The 17,981-nt window shown below is 37.5% G+C and carries 13 protein-coding genes; 8 read left to right on the forward strand and 5 right to left on the reverse strand.

The window, feature by feature from the left end; translation table 11 throughout:
- The first annotated feature begins 188 nt into the window (after positions 1–188).
- Together AC1W31_RS00600 and AC1W31_RS00605 are read left to right on the forward strand one after the other, a co-directional pair.
- Complete coding sequence (locus AC1W31_RS00600) at positions 189–2,606, forward strand: TonB-dependent receptor (protein WP_481732447.1); 2,418 nt, start codon at positions 189–191, stop codon at positions 2,604–2,606.
- Positions 2,607–2,729: 123 nt separating this feature from the next.
- Entirely contained in the window at positions 2,730–3,746 is a 1,017-nt protein-coding gene (locus AC1W31_RS00605; RefSeq protein ID WP_481732448.1) for a DUF4249 family protein, read from the forward strand.
- Positions 3,747–3,844: 98 nt separating this feature from the next.
- Here AC1W31_RS00605 and AC1W31_RS00610 read toward each other — a convergent pair whose 3' ends face one another.
- On the reverse strand, positions 3,845–4,354 hold the full coding sequence (locus AC1W31_RS00610; protein WP_481732449.1) for a hypothetical protein: 510 nt from the start codon (positions 4,352–4,354) through the stop codon (positions 3,845–3,847).
- A gap of 108 nt (positions 4,355–4,462) precedes the next feature.
- Positions 4,463–6,613: a type IX secretion system periplasmic lipoprotein PorW/SprE gene (porW, locus tag AC1W31_RS00615; RefSeq protein WP_481732450.1), complete on the reverse strand. Its 2,151-nt coding sequence runs from the start codon at positions 6,611–6,613 to the stop codon at positions 4,463–4,465.
- 220 nt (positions 6,614–6,833) lie between these two features.
- Between porW and AC1W31_RS00620 the strand changes: the two genes are divergently transcribed.
- The 6 genes from AC1W31_RS00620 (at position 6,834) to AC1W31_RS00645 (ending at position 13,247) form a co-directional block, all read left to right on the forward strand.
- Positions 6,834–7,040, forward strand: coding sequence for an AtpZ/AtpI family protein (locus AC1W31_RS00620; protein WP_481732451.1), 207 nt, complete (start codon positions 6,834–6,836; stop codon positions 7,038–7,040).
- Between the two features lie 129 nt (positions 7,041–7,169).
- Complete coding sequence (locus tag AC1W31_RS00625; RefSeq protein ID WP_481732452.1) at positions 7,170–9,164, forward strand: penicillin-binding transpeptidase domain-containing protein; 1,995 nt, start codon at positions 7,170–7,172, stop codon at positions 9,162–9,164.
- A gap of 104 nt (positions 9,165–9,268) precedes the next feature.
- On the forward strand, positions 9,269–10,558 hold the full coding sequence (rodA, locus tag AC1W31_RS00630) for a rod shape-determining protein RodA (protein ID WP_481732453.1): 1,290 nt from the start codon (positions 9,269–9,271) through the stop codon (positions 10,556–10,558).
- 113 nt (positions 10,559–10,671) lie between these two features.
- Positions 10,672–11,937, forward strand: coding sequence for an MFS transporter (locus AC1W31_RS00635; protein WP_481732454.1), 1,266 nt, complete (start codon positions 10,672–10,674; stop codon positions 11,935–11,937).
- A 22-nt stretch (positions 11,938–11,959) separates the two neighbouring features.
- Positions 11,960–12,625: a 3-keto-disaccharide hydrolase gene (locus AC1W31_RS00640; protein WP_481732455.1), complete on the forward strand. Its 666-nt coding sequence runs from the start codon at positions 11,960–11,962 to the stop codon at positions 12,623–12,625.
- 139 nt (positions 12,626–12,764) lie between these two features.
- Positions 12,765–13,247 (forward strand): DinB family protein, encoded by a 483-nt coding sequence (locus tag AC1W31_RS00645; RefSeq protein WP_481732456.1) that lies wholly within the window; start codon positions 12,765–12,767, stop codon positions 13,245–13,247.
- 183 nt (positions 13,248–13,430) lie between these two features.
- On the opposite strand, the gene AC1W31_RS00650 is transcribed toward AC1W31_RS00645, so the two are convergent.
- From AC1W31_RS00650 to AC1W31_RS00660, 3 genes are read right to left on the reverse strand one after another with little or no spacing between them, the layout of a single operon-like run.
- Positions 13,431–14,615 (reverse strand): glycosyltransferase family 4 protein, encoded by a 1,185-nt coding sequence (locus AC1W31_RS00650; RefSeq protein WP_481732457.1) that lies wholly within the window; start codon positions 14,613–14,615, stop codon positions 13,431–13,433.
- Positions 14,612–16,207, reverse strand: coding sequence for a heparinase II/III domain-containing protein (locus tag AC1W31_RS00655; RefSeq protein WP_481732458.1), 1,596 nt, complete (start codon positions 16,205–16,207; stop codon positions 14,612–14,614). Before AC1W31_RS00655 ends, AC1W31_RS00650 begins: the two co-directional genes overlap by 4 nt.
- Positions 16,208–16,209: 2 nt before the next feature.
- Positions 16,210–17,514 (reverse strand): nucleoside recognition domain-containing protein, encoded by a 1,305-nt coding sequence (locus AC1W31_RS00660; RefSeq protein WP_481732459.1) that lies wholly within the window; start codon positions 17,512–17,514, stop codon positions 16,210–16,212.
- Between the last annotated feature and the right edge of the window lie 467 nt (positions 17,515–17,981).

The raw sequence follows: 17,981 nt of genomic DNA on the forward strand, positions 1-17,981 counted from the left end.
TTTTTTAAGTGCGGGAAAAATTAACTCCTCAAACATAAACAAAATACTTCGTAAAATTCCATAAACTTATTTAACGGTACTTTTCACCTTTTTCAAACCAAATCTCAACCATTTTCCACCACCCCGCCCAATAAAACCACCATTTTTGACGTACTTGCTTAATGATAAGTTTCTCAAAAATAACCATCATGAAAAAACGCTTACTGATATTATTTTTTTTGTTATACCAATACGAAAATTCATTTGCCCAAATCACAAAATTTACCATCAGCGGGACTGTAAAAGAAAGTGGTAGTGGCGAACTACTCCCGGGGGTGAGTGTGTATGTGCAAGGTCAAAAAATTGGTACGCAGACCAATAACTACGGCTTTTACTCTCTCACGATTTCCCAAAATACTGATGCCGTTGTGATTTTCAGCTTTGTGGGTTATAAGCAAACTATCAAAATTTTTACGGCAAAAACTCCAAAACAAGACATTGAATTACTGCCCGAAACTCGTCAGTTGGATGAGGTGAAAGTTTTTGGTAATGCTCCCGAACAACAAAAAGTTTCTGAAAATGTGCAGATGAGTCAGGTATCGATTCCTGTGCAGCAAATCAAGGAAATTCCTGCTTTTATGGGCGAGAAGGACGTTTTGAAGGTTTTGCAATTAATGCCTGGCGTTCAGAAAGGCTCAGAAGGTAATTCTGGCATTTATGTTCGTGGAGGCGGGGCCGACCAAAATCTCTTAATCTTAGACGATGCGCCCGTCTATAATGCCTACCATCTTTTTGGTTTCTTTTCGGTTTTCAATGGTGATGCCCTCAAAAGTGTAGAATTGACAAAAGGGGGATTTCCTGCTCGATACGGTGGGCGATTATCTTCCGTAATCGAAATGCAAATGAAGGATGGAAACAAGGAAAAGTTGCAAGTTGAAGGGGGTATTGGCTTGATTTCCAGTAGGTTAGTTGTACAAGCTCCCATCTCTAAAAATCATAAATCATCTTTCTTAATTTCGGGACGACGTACTTATATTGATGTTTTGGCAGGGCCTTTTGTGCCTACGCAAAACGCAGGTAGTTACTATTATTTTTATGATTTGAATGCCAAAGTCAATTATGATTTTGGTAATAAAGACCGTTTGTTTCTTTCGGGATATTTTGGCAGAGACAAAGGAGCAGTTGCGGATGTGCAAGGCAATCGAACTACTAATGCAGGTTTGAACTGGGGAAATGCTACGGGAACTTTGCGTTGGAACCATATTTTTAATGAAAAGCTATTTTCAAATATTTCGCTTATTCATAGTTCCTATCAATTCGAGACTACTATTGCTAATAAAACGGCAACGGTTTCAACCAATACTGCTATTTATAATCTAAGTTATCAGACAAGTATTCGAGATTTTGGAGCGAAGGTTGATTTCGATTTTTTCCCAAATTCACAGCATACCATCAAATTTGGTGGACAAGTTACGGCTCATCGTTTTATTCCTTCGGCCATTGTGGTAGCGGATAGTTCGTTAAATACAATTCGTGAATCTTCTGATATTATTGACGCAACCGAATCAGGAATTTATGTGGAAGATACTTATAAACCTTTTTCCAATCTTCGGATAAATTTGGGCTTGCGTTATACTTCTTTTGTATCAAATACTGCCAATTATCAAAATCCAGAACCACGTATTTCAATCGCTTGGACCTTGCCCAAAAACTTTGCCATTAAAGCTTCTTACGCCACGATGAACCAATATATCCATTTATTGTCAAACTCAGGGGCGGGTCTTCCAACTGACTTGTGGGTGCCTTCAACGAGTCTGGTAAAACCTCAGCAATCTCGTCAAGGTGCTATTGGTATTGCCAAAGATTATACTGAAAAAGGACTTACCTTAACAATAGAAGGCTATTACAAGAAAATGGACAATATTGTTGCCTATAAAGAAGGAAGCACATTTGCGACACTTTCGACGGATGGTCCACAAAGTTTGGCGAGAAGTCAGGTCAATGTTATTCCTTTTGAAGATAAGGTTACGGCTGGACAAGGTTGGGCTTATGGAAGTGAATTCTTGATTCAGAAAAAATCTGGAAAATTGACTGGTTGGGTTGGTTATACGCTTTCGTGGATTCAAAATCAGTTTGCTGAGTTGAATTTTGGTAATAAATTCTGGGCAAAATACGACCGCCGACATGATATCTCTGTCGTTGGAATTTATCATCTCAAACCACAAATTACACTCTCGGCAACGTGGGTATATGGAACGGGAAATGCCATCACGTTGCCCGATGCTACTTATCGCTCGGGCTATAAAATCGCAGGGGTCGACCAAGCGGGTGTGGCAGCGATTAACTATCGTGGCGAGTTCCGTGAATTGCCTGATTATGGGGAAAGAAATTCGTTTAGAGCGGCCGCTTATCATCGTATGGATGTTGGCGTTCAGTTTCATAAACAAATGAAAAGACACGAACGTACTTGGGAATTCAGTATTTATAACCTTTATAATCGTAGGAATCCATATTTCTATGACTTCAAAAGTGATTATAATGTCGCAACAGGAATTACGAATAAAACGCTGGTACAATATTCAATTTTTACGTTTTTGCCTTCGGTTTCTTATAGTTTTAAATTTTAAGTAGCTGTGAGCTGTGAGCTGTGAGCTGTGAGCCATGAGAAATGAGTTAACTAAAACTCAAAACTCAAAACTCAAAACTCAAAACTCATGGCTCACAGCTTATAGCTCAAATTATAGCTCAAAATGAAAAATATTCTCTCATTTCTCGCATCAATTTTCTTGCTAACTTCCTGTAAAAGTTTGGTAACGGACATTGAGATACCCTATCACGACCGATTGGTGGTGCAGTGCTTTCTTTCACCGCAAGATACACTTTTGGAAGTTTCTGTTACGCAAACTGCCCCTGTAATTGGGGAAGTTTTGGATGGAGCGGAACGTTATCCTAATATTCTAAATGCCAACGTAGTGCTTTCGGATGGGGATAAATCAATCACGATTCCGTATAAAACCTTACAATTACCCTCTTCTTACGATGCCGATGGTGAATATATTTTTACATCACGTTCGAGGTATTTTTTATCGGCTAAAAATCTCCAAATTGTGGCAGGTAAAACGTATACCTTAAAAGTATCAGCCCCAGGTTTTGAATCAGTTGAAAGCTCGTGTGTGATTCCTACGAAAGTGGTTGCTGAAAAAGATATTTCTTCTATTCAGTCTTCTATTACAGGGAATATTGGTCGTGGGGCAACGGGAACTTATCCAAGTATTGGGGTACGTTTTAAGGATATTCTGGGAGAAGAAAATTTTTATAGTGTGGGACAATTCTTCTATCAAAAAGGTAGCTATACTGACGCCACAGGAGCTAAAAAATTACGGGTAAACTGGACAACGAAGTATGAATATATTGCCGATAAAGGGCAAGAAAATCAAACAATTGTGGCTCAAGCATTTGATTTAAAATCTTTCAATAATTTTAGTTCTTTTGGAGGAAATGGTAGTGGTGGAGGAGGAATCAATGGTGGCCCATCAAGCGGAGGCGGGAATAATAATGTTGCCGTAACGGTTACTGACCGATACAACGAAATCTATATCGCCAATACCGACAAAGCCTATTATTTTTACAATACTGCCATTGATAAAATCAGAAAAGCCAATGGAAATCCATTTGCCGAACCCGTGTTGACTTATACCAACATCAAAAATGGTTTGGGTGTAATGGCAGGGTATAATCAAAGTCGGATTGTGGTGAAAGTGAACTGAGAGAAATTGCAAATTTTCATCGGTTTCAGATTTATATTAAAGAAAATGAGGCGATTATCAACATTGATAATCGCCTCATTTTTTTAGCAATAGTATAATTAATTGCTCGTTTTTTGTTCCCCATCGTCTTTTACATGTTTTTTGCCTTTGCCTCTTTCACCACGGTTACCATCTTTTTCATCATCGTCTTTTTCATTCTTATTCGCATTCATTTGCTGATAAGCGGTCATTTGTTGAGCCGTAAAAATTTTCTGAAATTCACCAATACGATACGCTTTTATGTCAGCTTTTCCCGTTTTCATAGTTCCTTTATCTCCACTACCTTTTATAGCATCTTTACGAGAAATACATTCAGTATTTACGGCTAAAACCTTCTGAAATTGGTCGGGAGTTAATGCAAGAGTCATTTTTAATTCATTCGAATACTGAACAGCTCGGTCGGCAGCGGACATTTTTGGCTGTTTTTCTCGGTTGCCATCTCTTCCATTTGACTTATCATTTTTTGGTGTTTGGACAGAACTGTCAGAAGGTGAAGCTACAGGTGTTTGGACAAAAATTGCTATCTGTGTAAATAACAAAATGGCGGAGGTAATGATTGTTTTTTTCATTGGATTGTGTAATAACGGATAATTAATTAAAAGTTTAAATTTTGTTTATGGTTACTCATTAGAAATAAGCAACATTTATCAGATTTATTGTCCGCATGGAGAATTAACCTATTTTTTATCTCCCATAGCTTCCAAACGTTCTTTTGCCATTGAAATTAATTGACTTTTGGGATAATCCGTAATGAAACTTTTTAAGGCTTTTTGATAGACATCCAAGGTTTGTGTTTTTGCTAAAATCATCGCTTTCAAAAACACGATTTTATCTTCAATTTGGCTATTTGGGTATTGTTTCAAACCCGTTTCCACAAAGGTCAAAGCATCGGTAAAATTGTTTTGTGAATAATATTCATAAGCCTCGGCATACAGTTTTTGAGATTCTGATTCTTTACCCGTACTCAATGTTTCGGAGGAAGTACGATTCAATAAACGAGCAAAATAAGAGTCCTCATAATCTTTCATGAGCCTTTTTCTGTACGTTTCCTTCGTGGCAGGACTGTCTTCGTTCAATAATGCCAAAAGATATAAAGCCTCTGGTTCATGGCTTGATTTTGGAAAATCTGCCACAAATTTGTCTAAGGTACTAATGGCATTTTTAGGTTCATTTAATTTGAATTTATAAATTTTCCCTAACTCAAAACTGGCATCTTCTTTTCGTTTCACAGAAGCCTCAAAAGCCTCTTTCGAGAATGGGATTTTGGTTTTTAATTCTGCCACATCCGCTTGTATTCCACTGCCAAATTTTTCGGTTGGAATACTTAGATTCTTTAAATTTAGGCCATTTCCTTGGTTATTTGCCGCAGGATTATCAAAAGTTAGGGCATTATCTTTTCTGCTTCTTCGCCAATTATCTTCTAATTGTCGAGGGCCCCAAATGTTTGAAAAAGTCGTTTTGCCTTGTTGCTGGGCAATAGCATTCGTAAAATACCAAGTTGATTTATTCGGGTCGGCAAAGGCCTCTTTGTTTTTCTCGGTTTGCTGTTGCAATCCACGATTCACAATTTCTTGGGCTTTGCGCAAATCTTCGGCTTCTTTAGCAATTTTATCCAAGACAACCCGTTCTAATACTTTATCCAATTGAGCAGGATTCATTTTTGCCAAACGTTGTAAAGAATCTTCGGTTTTGACGATGGTTGTTTGCATGACAAAATCCCGCAAAGAACGTTGTTTATCCACTACCCGTTTGTAGGCTGGATCGGTTTGGGGAAGTAGCGAAGCCGTGCTGTCGTAATAGGCCGCTGCCATTTCATAATTCCCCATTTTATTATAAGCCAAATCTGCCAATTTCAAGAAAGTATAAGGCAATTGCTTGAGATTCTGACTATTACGAGCCGATGATTGCAATAATTTCACGCCATCTTTTGAATTGCCTTTTCGCATCTCAACGGCCGACATTGCTTCGTAGATTTTGTCCTGCAAATCCTTGTTTTTAGAGTCTTTCAAGAGTTTCTGAAAACCATCCGTTTGTCCTAAAACTAAGGCATTATTGAGTTTTGAGTAAAAACTTAAATCATAAGAAGGGTGATTTTTATTAACGGCTAAATACATTTCAGAAGCATTATTTTTATCCTCCAATGCTTCATACATTTGTCCCGCAGCGAAGCGTATTCTGGCTTTTTGCTCATTTTTCTTCATGTAAGGAAAAGCTTCTTCCAAAATAGAAACGGCTGTTTTATATTCCTCCTTCAATTGATGCAGATAGGCTTTTGTTAAATAAAAATCACGGGTATTTTCGTTATCTAAAGGTTCTTCTCGCAATAATTCAGCTACTCGAAGCGCCGTTTGATATTCGCCTTGTTCGGTATAACAACGCATCAAACCAATGAGGGCCGCATCACGAGCTTTATCGGATGTGGCATTGGTATTAACGTATTTGAACGTTTCAATCGCATTTTTATAATCCTGTTTCAACAAACGAGCCTTGCCAATCAGCACGTAGGCATCATCCAACCATTTGGAATTTTGATGACGCTCTGCCACCAACGATGCTTTTTTAATAATGGATGTTAATTGCTCGCCCATGGCACCCGCCGAGTTTGAATCAATGGGAATTAAGATGGGCAGTAATTGGGAATAATTGTCTTTGTAAGCATTAAACAGCGCTTTGTCAACTTCTTTTAATTTAATATTTGCTTGAAAAAGGGCGTTATATTTTGCATTGACATTGTGGAAGCCAACGGCCAAAGGAGAACTACTATACTGCGAACATCCCCCAAGAAATCCGCAAAGTGAAGTAATATATAGAAGGTACTTTTTTTTCATTTTTTAGGAAAAATTAGACAATTACTTAATTTTAATTCTTAGCAATCTATTTAAATAATTGTCTCAGAAATATTTACTGAATAACGAAATTTAGCTTTAAATTCTTAAAAACAAGCTCAAATCTCATAACTCACATCTCAAAACTATTTACAATAAAATCAAAACGCAATTTTACGTAAAAATAGTATCAGTTTCCATGCCAAAGGAGTATTTTTGTATTATGGAACTAAAGAATTCACCAAATAAATATATGCGTTACGCAGGAGCGGGAACGCAAATGCTCGTAACCATCGGTGCAGGCGTATTTTTAGGCACGTGGTTGGATGATAAATTCATGATGAAAACACCCTGGTTCACCGTTGGATGTTCTTTGTTTTTTATTTTTGCAGGAATGTTTTTGTTTATAAAAAGTTTACCGAAAGAGTAAAATTAGTTATTGGTTACTCGTTATTAGGGAATAGCTCTTCAAATTATCGTCACCTATATTTTAACAAAGCAATCTTGTTAAATATGAAAACTAATAACCAGTAATAACCCCAATCACTACCTCCCACAAATGGAAGAGATTAGAAAAAGATTTATACAAGGATTTTTTATTCTGATAGCGTTGGTTTACGTAGGCAGATTATTTTATCTACAAGTAATCGATAAAACGTATGAACTCGATGCTAAAAATAATGCGATTCGGCAGTTAGTTCAACCGCCTTTTCGAGGTTTGGTTTACGACCGCAATAAAAAGCTAATCGTTAGTAATACAGTCGTTTATGACTTATACGTTACGCCCAAAAAAGCACGGGTGGCAGATACTGTGCGGTTTTGCCAGATTTTTGGCATGACTCGGGCTGAATTCGATAGCCTAACGCATCTCGCACGGATATACTCTCCCGTTAGGCCTTCATTGATGTTGCGTCAATTGTCGAGGGAAGATTATGCTCGGGTGCAAGATGCGATGGTTGATTATCCAGGATTTGATTTTCAAGTAAGTGCCTTGCGGACTTACGATTGGAAAGGCATGGCAAATGCGTTGGGTTACGTAGGAGAAATCAGTCCAGAACGTTTACTGAAACAAGAAGAATTGGGCGATGATTATTATAACCAAGGAGACTATGTAGGCGTAACAGGTTTGGAGCGTTATTACGAAGAGGATTTAAGAGGCGAAAGAGGCATAAAATATGTAATGGTAAACAGTCGTGGCGTTGAAAAAGGCCCTTACAAAGGTGGATTACTTGATAAAAGCCCCATTTCTGGAAAAAGTTTAATGACTTCAATAGACATAGAATTACAGGCCTATGCAGATAGTTTGATGCAACATAAAGTGGGAAGTGTGGTAGCAATTGAACCCGCAACGGGGGAAATTTTAGCGATGGTTTCTGCCCCCACTTACGACCCTACTTCACTGTCAGGACGGACGTATTCTAAATATTTCCAAACGCTCAATCTTAACCCGATGCACCCGCTGTTGAACCGTCCGCCGAGTGCTTCTTATCGTCCGGGTTCAACTTTCAAGATTATTCAAGCTTTAGTGGCCTTGCAAATGGGCGCTATTGTGCCAAATACGGGTTTTGGGCATGGTGGATCGCCTATTAATTGTAGCCATAATCACCCCATGGCAAGCGATGTGCAAAAAGCCATTCAGTATTCTTGTAACCCATATTTTTACCAAACTTACAAGCGAATTATTTATAACAATAATGAAACGAATGTCTTCAAAAAATCGGCGGTGGGGCTTCAACGTTGGGATGATATGGTGGCAAAATTTGGCATTGGTCAATCTTTAGGAATTGATTTGCCAACCGAACGGAAGGGGAATTTGCCTAATATTGCCATGTACGATAAAATGTACGGTGGACCGTTGCGTTGGAAATTCTCAAACATTGCCAGTAACAGCATTGGTGAAGGCGAGCTTTTGGTTAGTCCTTTGAAAATGGCAAATGTTGCCGCCATTGTAGCAAATAGAGGCTGGTATTATCGTCCTCATTTAGTAAGAGGCGTTGGAAAAGCTGGAGAAATTGACGAAAAATATAAAGAAAAAATATCCGTTGGCATCGATAGAAGGCATTTTGAAACGGTAATTGGCGGAATGGTTAATGCTGTAAATAATGGAACAGTTTCGGGTGATGGGCGAATGAGTGATATTCAGATGTGTGGAAAAACGGGAACTTCTCAGAATCGTCACGGAGAAAATCATTCCATTTTTATCGCTTTTGCTCCACGAGATAATCCTAAAATTGCGATTGCCGTTTTTGTGGAAAATGCGGGTTCGGGTGGCGCTCATGCCGCTCCGATTGCTTCTTTATGTATCGAAAAATACATCAAACGCCACTCCGATAGAAAAGCCATTGAAACAAAATGGATGAATAAAGGCTATCCACTAAATATTATCAGAACTGCCCCGACTAAAACGGATAATTCAAAAACATTAACCGTTAAAAAAGACAGCGTTGTTCAAAAAGTAGATGAAGAACTCTTCTTGACTTCTCCACAAACGTTTCCAATGATGGGAGCTGAAAAACCAAACACGATTAAAATTCCGATGAAACCGAAGAAATAAGAGAAAAGGAAACATGGAAAAATGGAGAAATGGAAAAAAAGTAAATTAAATACTTTCCAGTTTCCTTTTCTCCCTTTCTCCTTTCCTTCTTTCTTTCCCCTAAAATGGCAAGACAAGAAAAAATATCAAAAAATTTAGACTGGATTTCTGTTCTACTTTTTATCGTGTGCGTACTGGTGGGATGGTTGAATATTTATGCAGCCATTTATAATCCCGAAAACCCACTTTGGATAGGCGATGCGGGTTTTTTCGACACAAATGCAGGGAAACAACTTATCTGGATTGGCACGACTGTGTTATTAATTATTGCTATTCTGGTCATTGATTATCGCTTTTATGAAACCACCGCTTTCTTTATTTATGGGTTTTTCATATTCATGCTTTTGGTGGTTTTAGTATTTGGCGCTGAAATTAAAGGGTCACATTCTTGGATTCGGATTGGCAGTTTTCAAGTTCAACCCGCTGAATTTGCCAAGATGGCAACTGCTTTGGCCTTGGCAAAATATATCAGTACGCCCATGGTGAATTTGTCCCGTTTTAAAGACCAATTTAATGTCGCATTGATCATTTTAATTCCCCCAATTTTGGTTTTAATTTCTAAAGAAACGGGTGTTGCTTTAGTTTTTGCCGGATTTATGGTGCTATTATATCGAGAAGGGTTACCAGGGGTTTATCCTGCTTCTTTTTTGAGTATAATCATTCTCTTTGTGTTATCATTAATTTATCCTTCTTGGCAAATTTTTATTGGTGTTGCCATTTTAGCAGGATTAATTATCTGGATATTACCCCGTTACGAACGGAAAACTCGAAATGTTCTGCTGATTGTCGGAATAGCCATTTCGATGGGGGTTTTCGTTACGGGCGTTGATTGGGCGGTAAATAATATTCTCCAAGTACATCAACGCAATCGTATAAGAGTATTGGTTGACCCAGACTTTGACCGAAAGAAAACGGGTTATAATGTGCGTCAAGCAAAAATTGCCATTGGGTCGGGTGGACTCGTGGGGAAAGGTTTTTTGCAAGGAACACAGACAAAATTTGACTTTGTGCCAGAACAATCTACCGATTTTATTTTCTGTACGGTAGGAGAAGAGGAAGGTTTTGCAGGAAGTTTATTGGTTGTTGGACTATTTCTGGGACTATTATTACGAGTAATTTATTTGGCAGAACGACAAAAATCCCGATTCGCACGAGTCTATGGTTACGGCGTTGTCTCCATTTTATTTTTCCATTTTATGGTAAATATAGGCATGACTATTGGCTTGATGCCCGTAATCGGCATTCCATTGCCATTTTTTAGCTATGGAGGTTCTTCGCTTTGGTCATTTTCGATTTTATTATTTATCTTTCTAAAAATTGATGCCCACCGCACGCAAGTTTTATCGAGGTGGTAGTGTAAAATAATTTGAAAATACTGAGGAAAATCAAAAATTAACTGAATTTATAGCCCTCCTAAACGTTTAAACCCTTTGGGAGGGTTCATTTCAGAAAAATTCTCCCAATAACTATGACCACCCTTCAAAATTCCACCAATACTACCATTTCAAAAAACGCTAAAATCCTGATTGCTGTGGCGGCTTTGGGCTATTTTGTGGATGTTTATGATCTAATTCTTTTTGGCGTAGTGCGTAATCCGAGCCTTGCCAGTTTGGGATTAGACAAAGCGCAACAACTCGCTCAGGGACTTTCATTATTCAATATTCAAATGGCAGGAATGTTGATCGGCGGAATTTTGTGGGGCATTTGGGGAGATAAAAAAGGGCGAAAATCAGTGCTTTTTGGCTCAATTTTGATGTATTCAACCGCCAATGCTTTGAATGGTTTGATACACGATACCGCCATTTTAAGTGCATTAACGCAATACGGAATTCTCCGTTTCATCGCAGGAATCGGCCTTGCGGGTGAATTGGGAGCAGGTATCACGCTTGTCAACGAAACTTTACCCAAAGAAAAGAGAGGCATCGGAGCCTTAGTCATTGCGGGAACGGGAGCTTTGGGAGCGGTAACGGCGGCTTTTGTAGGCGGGTATAGCCACGACCCCGAATGGTGGCGAAGTTGCTATTTTATCGGTGGAGGCATGGGTCTATTTCTCTTGATTTTGCGTTTTGGGACGTTTGAATCTTTGCTTTTTCAGCAGATTGAAAAAAACATACAGAAAGGTGATTTCCTTAGTTTATTTACGAATAAGGAGCGTTTTATGAAATATTTCTACTGTATTCTCATCGGTTTGCCCGTTTGGTATGTCGTTGGAATTTTGGTTTTAGTTGCCCCCGAAATGAGCAAAGCCCTCAATGTACAAGGCGAAATATCTGGCGGAAAAACAATTATGTTTTGTTATACGGGACTTTCATTAGGCGATTTTTTGAGTGGTTTAATCAGTCAGATTTTGAAAAGTAGAAAGAAAACGATTTATATTTTTGTAGGAATGGCCGTAATTTTTACGGCTATTTACCTCAATGCTTTCGGAATATCAGCCGATCATTTCTACATTCTTTGCATGATTTTGGGCTTTTTTGGTGGTTATTGGGCCGTTTTTATCACGATGTCTTCCGAACAATTTGGTACCAATATCAGAGCCACCGTCACTACCACCGTACCCAATTTTGTACGGGGTGCATTAATTCCAATCACTTTAGGTTTCAGAGCCTTAATGCCGACTTACGGACTTTTGAATTCAGCCATGATTGTGGGTGTAGTTTGTTACGCTGCCGCCTTCTGGGCAACTTCGCAAGTGGAAGAGACTTTTAAGAAGGATTTGGATTATGTAGAGTAAATAAATCTTAAATTTTAAAATAATGAAAAAACTAATCATCCTCCTAACATTTTTTACCACCAGCACCTTCGCTCAACAAACTATCATACTCTTCAATGGCAAGGATTTGAACAATTGGTTTGTGGATGTACCAGCGATGGATAATGACCCCAAAGCCATTAATCCGTTCATCATTCGGAATGGTTTATTGGTGAGTCTGGGAGAACCACAGGGGCATTTAATTACGAAAGAGCAATACGAAAATTATCGTCTCGAAGTAGAATATCGCTTTGCGGGAAAGCCTGGAAATTGCGGTGTTTTAGTTCATGCTTCAACGCTACGGGCATTATACAAACAATTTCCAAAGTCCATTGAAGTACAAATGATGCACGATAATGCGGGAGATTTTTGGTGTATTACCGAAGATATTAGCGTGCCAAATATGGAAGTGAGAAGAGGACCGGAAGAAAACTGGGGAAGTGTTGATGGTAAAGAAAGACGAATCAAAAACCTGACCGATAATTCCGAAAAACCACTGGGAGAATGGAATAAAATGGTTATTGAATGTCGGGGAGATAAAATCAAAGTTTGGCTAAATGGTGACGTTGTCAATGATGGCTTTGGTGCAACGGTTCAGAAAGGGAAAGTAGCTTTGCAAGCGGAAGGTTCGGAAGTGGAATTCAGAAAAGTGGAATTAACGCCTTTTTAAAAATAGAGGATTAAATGTAATGTATTCATGGCATGACTCAATCCGTAAATTGTTGAGAATGATAGCGTACTGTTAATCATGCCATTTGTCATACCTTACATCATCATAAAGCAATCTTATTTCAACAAAAAAAATCATTATGAACATCATTCCACTTATGCAACAGGGTTTTGCAAGCAGTAGTAAAAGAGTCGCTAAAATGGCAGAAAATTTCGTTGGCGACGAAGCTTTTTTTCGTCCTTACGATAATGTAAATCATTTGGCTTGGGAAATTGGCCATCTTTCTTTCATTCGCAATACAATTATTAAATTATTGAATCCAGCTGAAAAACTGGACATTTACCAAAATGAACGAGCCAATTTTGCACCAGGTACGCCGATTCAACCCAACGAAATGTACGCTTCAATTCCAGAAATTACGGCAATTTTTCAGAAAAGAGGGGAGAAAATTATTGAACTTTTAGCCAATCTAACCCAAGAACATTGGGATGCTGAAAGCCCTTTTAAATTACCCTTTGGCACAACGATTGGCTCGCAAATATGGACGTTTTTTATGCACGAGAGCTTTCATTTGGGTGAAATTTCGTATTTGAAGAATATTGTTGTGAGAAATAAGGGATAGATTATTTGAAATTTTGCAGGGCATATCTAACAAGTCCAAAGTAAAAAAGTTGAAAGTGTTTTTGCCGAATAATATTCCGAAATAGCATTTAAAATATTTTTGTTTTAAACTTTTTACTTATAAACTTTGGACTTTTACACAACCCCGCATTATTGGAAAGTAATTTCAATCAATATTTTGACATTACTGTTTTTTTATAGGAATCAAATCCAAAATGCTATCCGTCATTTTATCCAAAATTACATCTCTGCTAAATTTTTCTACAAACGCTGTTCTTGAAATAATTTGTGGTTCGTATTTCTCTAAAATCGCTATAAAACTTTCAACATTAGTAGGCTCAAAAATTAAAGTATCTTCCAAATGCTTTTTCATAAATTTTCGAGCGTATCCATCGACGCCCGCAAGAATCGGTTTTTTTAGCGCACCATATTCAAAAATCTTGGAGGGTAATACTTTTTTAAAAGCTTCATAATTATTCAAATGCAAGAATAAAAAATCGCTTTGTTGGTAGTATTCTATGAGTTTATTACGGTTGATGGGATCGAAAAAATGAACATTATCAATCGCTAAATCAGCCAATTTTTTCGTTAATTTTCGCTTTGTGCCGCCATCGCCTATGATGTTAAAAATATATTTTCCTTTCAATTTTTTGGCTGCCTCGGGAATAATTTTTTCTAAGCCTTGTCCTTCCCCAATATTTCCAGCGTAAGTAATTGTTTTGGTTGATTGCTGAATTATTTTAGGTTCATTTTCAAAATCATTTTCCAAAAAAGTATCGTCAATTCCGTTAGTAAAAAAGGTGGTTTTCCCATCATAAAATTTAAAAGATTCCTTAAAGCCTTTGGAAACTAAATTGAGATGAGTGGCCGACGAAACGCTGTATTTTTCTACGTATTTGATGAACGGAATTAAGAAAAATTTGCAAATTCTGTTATTTACAATGTCAGAAACGCCATCGGAAAGAATATCTCTAATGTCGAGATAATAAGGCGTTTGGGTTTTTTTGGTAATGATTGCCCCGAGAAATGCCGAGAAAAAACGACCAGAAGACACAAAAATAAGGTCGTAGTTTTGTTTATTGATTATTTTTCTAACCCCAACACAATAATTAATGAAAGCAATGGCTTGATTCAAAAAATTAATGCTAAAATTAGGCATAGCCACTCTATGAATGGTTGTATTGCCAATTTCTTCAAAAGGTAAAGCGGGAGTTCTGAAACTTTGATAGCGATTGGGCATCGTGGTTATGACTTCAATACAATCATGGTTGCTCAATTTCTTACTTAAAGATTTTACTAAAGCGGTGCTACGAAATGAACAGGCACTCAAATCTGGTGCGTAATAAAAGGATAAGATGAGTATTTTCAAGGTGGTTGGATATTTATGGTTGTAGTTATGTTTTTATCGAAAAACAAAGTTATCATTTTAGTTGGTATTCTTTTATTAAATTCTTCACTAATGCTACAATTATTTTCGGTAATCCTTATGGCGTTGTCAATAATTAGGTTCCCATAAGTAGTTTTAACGATATTTCCTTCAATTAATAATTCAACGGAAGGATGAAAATGCAAGAAAGCTTTTTGTGGATATTTTGACGTGCCAATGACTTTATCTTTGATGATAACTTGTTGATAATCAGCAATAAAAGTTCTTTCGTGAATAAGGCCAAGCTGTTTATAGGCATCGTGTGAGGCTGTAACTTGGTGTTGATTTTCTGATAAAATAGTCGCCTTTGCCCTTTGCCCAACTCGAAAACTTGACCATATTTCAGATTGTTCAAAATCGCCAATTTGGACGGTATTGTGGGCAGTCGTTGAGCGTTCATATTTCCTAATTTTATTATTTTCATACGTGGAAGTACCAGTGTCCACGATGAAAGGTTTTTGATTGACATACAACACAAAACTCAACGTATCTGCATGAGCGTGACCTGGCAAATAATCAGGGGCAATATTACCAGCATCCACCAATAATTCGTATTGCTCATGGCTGAATTTCCTGTATCCACTTGCTGATAATTTACTTGCTGAACCTTTGATATTCAATTGATTAGCGTATTCAGTGAGTTGTTTTGTTGTGGGAGCAATATTTTTGGCAGCGTCATTGACTAAAGGAATATCTCCAATTTGAAAAGTGATTGTTTGGAGAAAATTTAGGCATTTTTCAATCACATTTAGCGAGATTTCATGATCCGAAATAGGCTTAAAAATTGAATTATTTTCCATCAAATTCCAGCAATCCAATAGCCTAAAAAGCATGAGTTGATGGTACGTTGGCGAGCGTTCAAAATGCCCGCCATCTTCCAAAAACTGTTCGGATAATTCAGTCTTTAAAATGGTGTTGGCGATTTTGAAAAATGCTTCATTTCTAAAATAATACGCCCCAAAAAGCAATGAAAAGGCATTTTCGAGTAAATGATTTCCCATAAGATGATACTCCAAATTATCCATTAATCGGACATATTGTGCCATCAGAAATCCATCAATTTCTGGGTCTTGAATTTGGAATTTTGTCAGAAATTTTATCCAATTAATGTTTCTTACTGAAGTCGGATAAGGTTCTAAACCCGTTTTGAGCGTTGGATAGGCTTTTATGTATTCCCGTATGAGGGCAAGTCCCTGCGTTTGCGTAAGACTTTCTTGATTCAGAAAATCAAAATAATTGAGATTATACGCCCATAATTTTCCGAAAGTTTGTTCGTCATTCCATTTGATTTGATTGCGTTCAAAAGTTTGCGATTGATTTAAAAAATCAAAGCGATTTTCAGATAAAAAATAGCTTTGATTGTTCGGAATGGATGGTTTTAGGATGATAGAATAACTTTTCGCTGAAATAAATTGTGGGTATTGAAACCCGATAAATTTCCTAAATATTGACCTGATTTTATAGAAAATTCGGTAGTATATTTGGATTGGGCGTAGATGGATTATGGTGTGGAAATATAGGTGTGTAGTTTTCATAATCAATGCGGGAAAAATATATAACTCACCCAAATAGCCATAATAATACTTACCAAATCAGCCGTCAGACCCGCCCAAAGCGTATAACGAGTTTGCTTGATGCCGACTGAACCAAAATATAAAGCTAATACGTAAAAAATAGTATCCGATGATCCTTGAAAAACACAAGAAAGTCGCCCAGCAAAAGAGTCGGGGCCAGAAGCTTGCATCGTGCTAATCATCATGGCTCGTGAGCCTCCGCCACTCAATGGGTGCATGAGTGCGGTTGGGAGTGCATCCACAAAAGAGGTATCTAATCCTATAAATTCAACACCCATTCTGATGACTCCTACAATCATATCCAACGTTCCTGCATTGCGTAAACAACTGATTGCGACTAACATAGCGACTAAATAGGGAATGATTTTTACCGAAGTCTCAAAACCTCCTTTGGCACCTTCAATAAAAGCATCAAAAATATCAACCTTTTTCCAGACTGCTCCCAAGATGAAAGCCAACACAAAACCGTAGAGAATTACGTTGCTAAAAATCTTCGATTGAGTCGTTACTTCTTCTTGTGGTAAACTGGAAAAGTACCATAATGCAAGTCCAATAAAAGCCGTAATTCCACCCAACCAAGAGAGAATAACTTTATCAAAAAGATTAATTTTTTGTTTAATGGCCACGAAAATTAGTCCCGTCAAAGTGGCAAAATAAGTGGCTATTAAACAAGGAATAAAAATATCGGCAGGGTCAGTTGCTTTATAGATGGAACGTTGTGCCATGATACTCAAGGGAATCAACACGGGACCCGCCGAATGTAATACCAAAAACATGATTTGGGCATTGGAAGCTACTTCTTTGTTGGGGTTTAGTTCTTGCAAACTCTGCATGGCTTTGAGTCCGAAAGGAGTGGCGGCATTGTCTAATCCCAACATATTTGCCGAGAAATTCATAATCATTTGTCCGCTGGCAGGGTGATTGGGCGGCACTTCTGGAAATAATCTGCTGAAAAATGGACCAATCAGTCTTGATAAAAAACCAATGGCGCCCGCTTTCTCACCAATGGCGAGTAAACCCATAAAAAAGGTCATAACACCCGCCAAAGGCAAGGCAATTTTCATCACAGCCACTTCGGCAGAATCAAACATTCCGTCCACAATTACCTTGAAAATTTCGTTTTTTTGTTCTTGGGGAATATCAGGATTCAACCATTTTATGATGGCCGTTATGAAAGCCACTACAAAAAATAAAACCCACATCGCTGAGAGAGGGCTTTGTTTTTTGAGGGAAATGAAGTCTAAAATTTTTTTGGAGAATTTTTCCATTGATGGTTTTATGGATGAATTTGAAGGAGCAATAGAACACGGATTGAACGGATTATACACGGATTATCTCTTTTAATTCCTGTCTAATCCGTTCAATCCGTGTTCTATCATTTAATATGTTGAGATATTTGCAAAAACTTTTGACATTGGTATTAGATTTCGCTTGTACTTTTTTGATTTTTCATATAAAGCAATACAATAAAGTTCATCCAATTTCTCTTTGACTTCAAGTGTTAATTGCATAGTTTTATTTTTTAAAAATCTATCGTGATTTACTAATTACTCATTAAATTTATGCCATTATTTCTTACAATACTACCTAAGTAACGTGTAAATAATAAGTTGGTCAAATTCTTCCTTTGATAAGATAGCTCCATTTAGGTCTTTTATCATCGAAAGTGACATATTTTTCGATATTATCTTTAAATTTCTGACAAACCTCTCTTTTGGTTAAATATTGCTTTGTG

This window comes from Arcicella sp., assembly GCF_964672035.1.

What these genes read in the sequence shown, in the direction of transcription:
- AC1W31_RS00600 (WP_481732447.1), top strand. Translation starts at nt 189, where the DNA reads ATGAAAAAACGCTTACTGATATTATTTTTTTTGTTATACCAATACGAA.
- AC1W31_RS00605 (WP_481732448.1), top strand. Translation starts at nt 2,730, where the DNA reads ATGAAAAATATTCTCTCATTTCTCGCATCAATTTTCTTGCTAACTTCC.
- AC1W31_RS00610 (WP_481732449.1), bottom strand. Translation starts at nt 4,354, where the DNA reads ATGAAAAAAACAATCATTACCTCCGCCATTTTGTTATTTACACAGATA.
- porW (WP_481732450.1), bottom strand. Translation starts at nt 6,613, where the DNA reads ATGAAAAAAAAGTACCTTCTATATATTACTTCACTTTGCGGATTTCTT.
- AC1W31_RS00620 (WP_481732451.1), top strand. Translation starts at nt 6,834, where the DNA reads ATGGAACTAAAGAATTCACCAAATAAATATATGCGTTACGCAGGAGCG.
- AC1W31_RS00625 (WP_481732452.1), top strand. Translation starts at nt 7,170, where the DNA reads ATGGAAGAGATTAGAAAAAGATTTATACAAGGATTTTTTATTCTGATA.
- rodA (WP_481732453.1), top strand. Translation starts at nt 9,269, where the DNA reads ATGGCAAGACAAGAAAAAATATCAAAAAATTTAGACTGGATTTCTGTT.
- AC1W31_RS00635 (WP_481732454.1), top strand. Translation starts at nt 10,672, where the DNA reads ATGACCACCCTTCAAAATTCCACCAATACTACCATTTCAAAAAACGCT.
- AC1W31_RS00640 (WP_481732455.1), top strand. Translation starts at nt 11,960, where the DNA reads ATGAAAAAACTAATCATCCTCCTAACATTTTTTACCACCAGCACCTTC.
- AC1W31_RS00645 (WP_481732456.1), top strand. Translation starts at nt 12,765, where the DNA reads ATGAACATCATTCCACTTATGCAACAGGGTTTTGCAAGCAGTAGTAAA.
- AC1W31_RS00655 (WP_481732458.1), bottom strand. Translation starts at nt 16,207, where the DNA reads ATGAAAACTACACACCTATATTTCCACACCATAATCCATCTACGCCCA.
- AC1W31_RS00660 (WP_481732459.1), bottom strand. Translation starts at nt 17,514, where the DNA reads ATGGAAAAATTCTCCAAAAAAATTTTAGACTTCATTTCCCTCAAAAAA.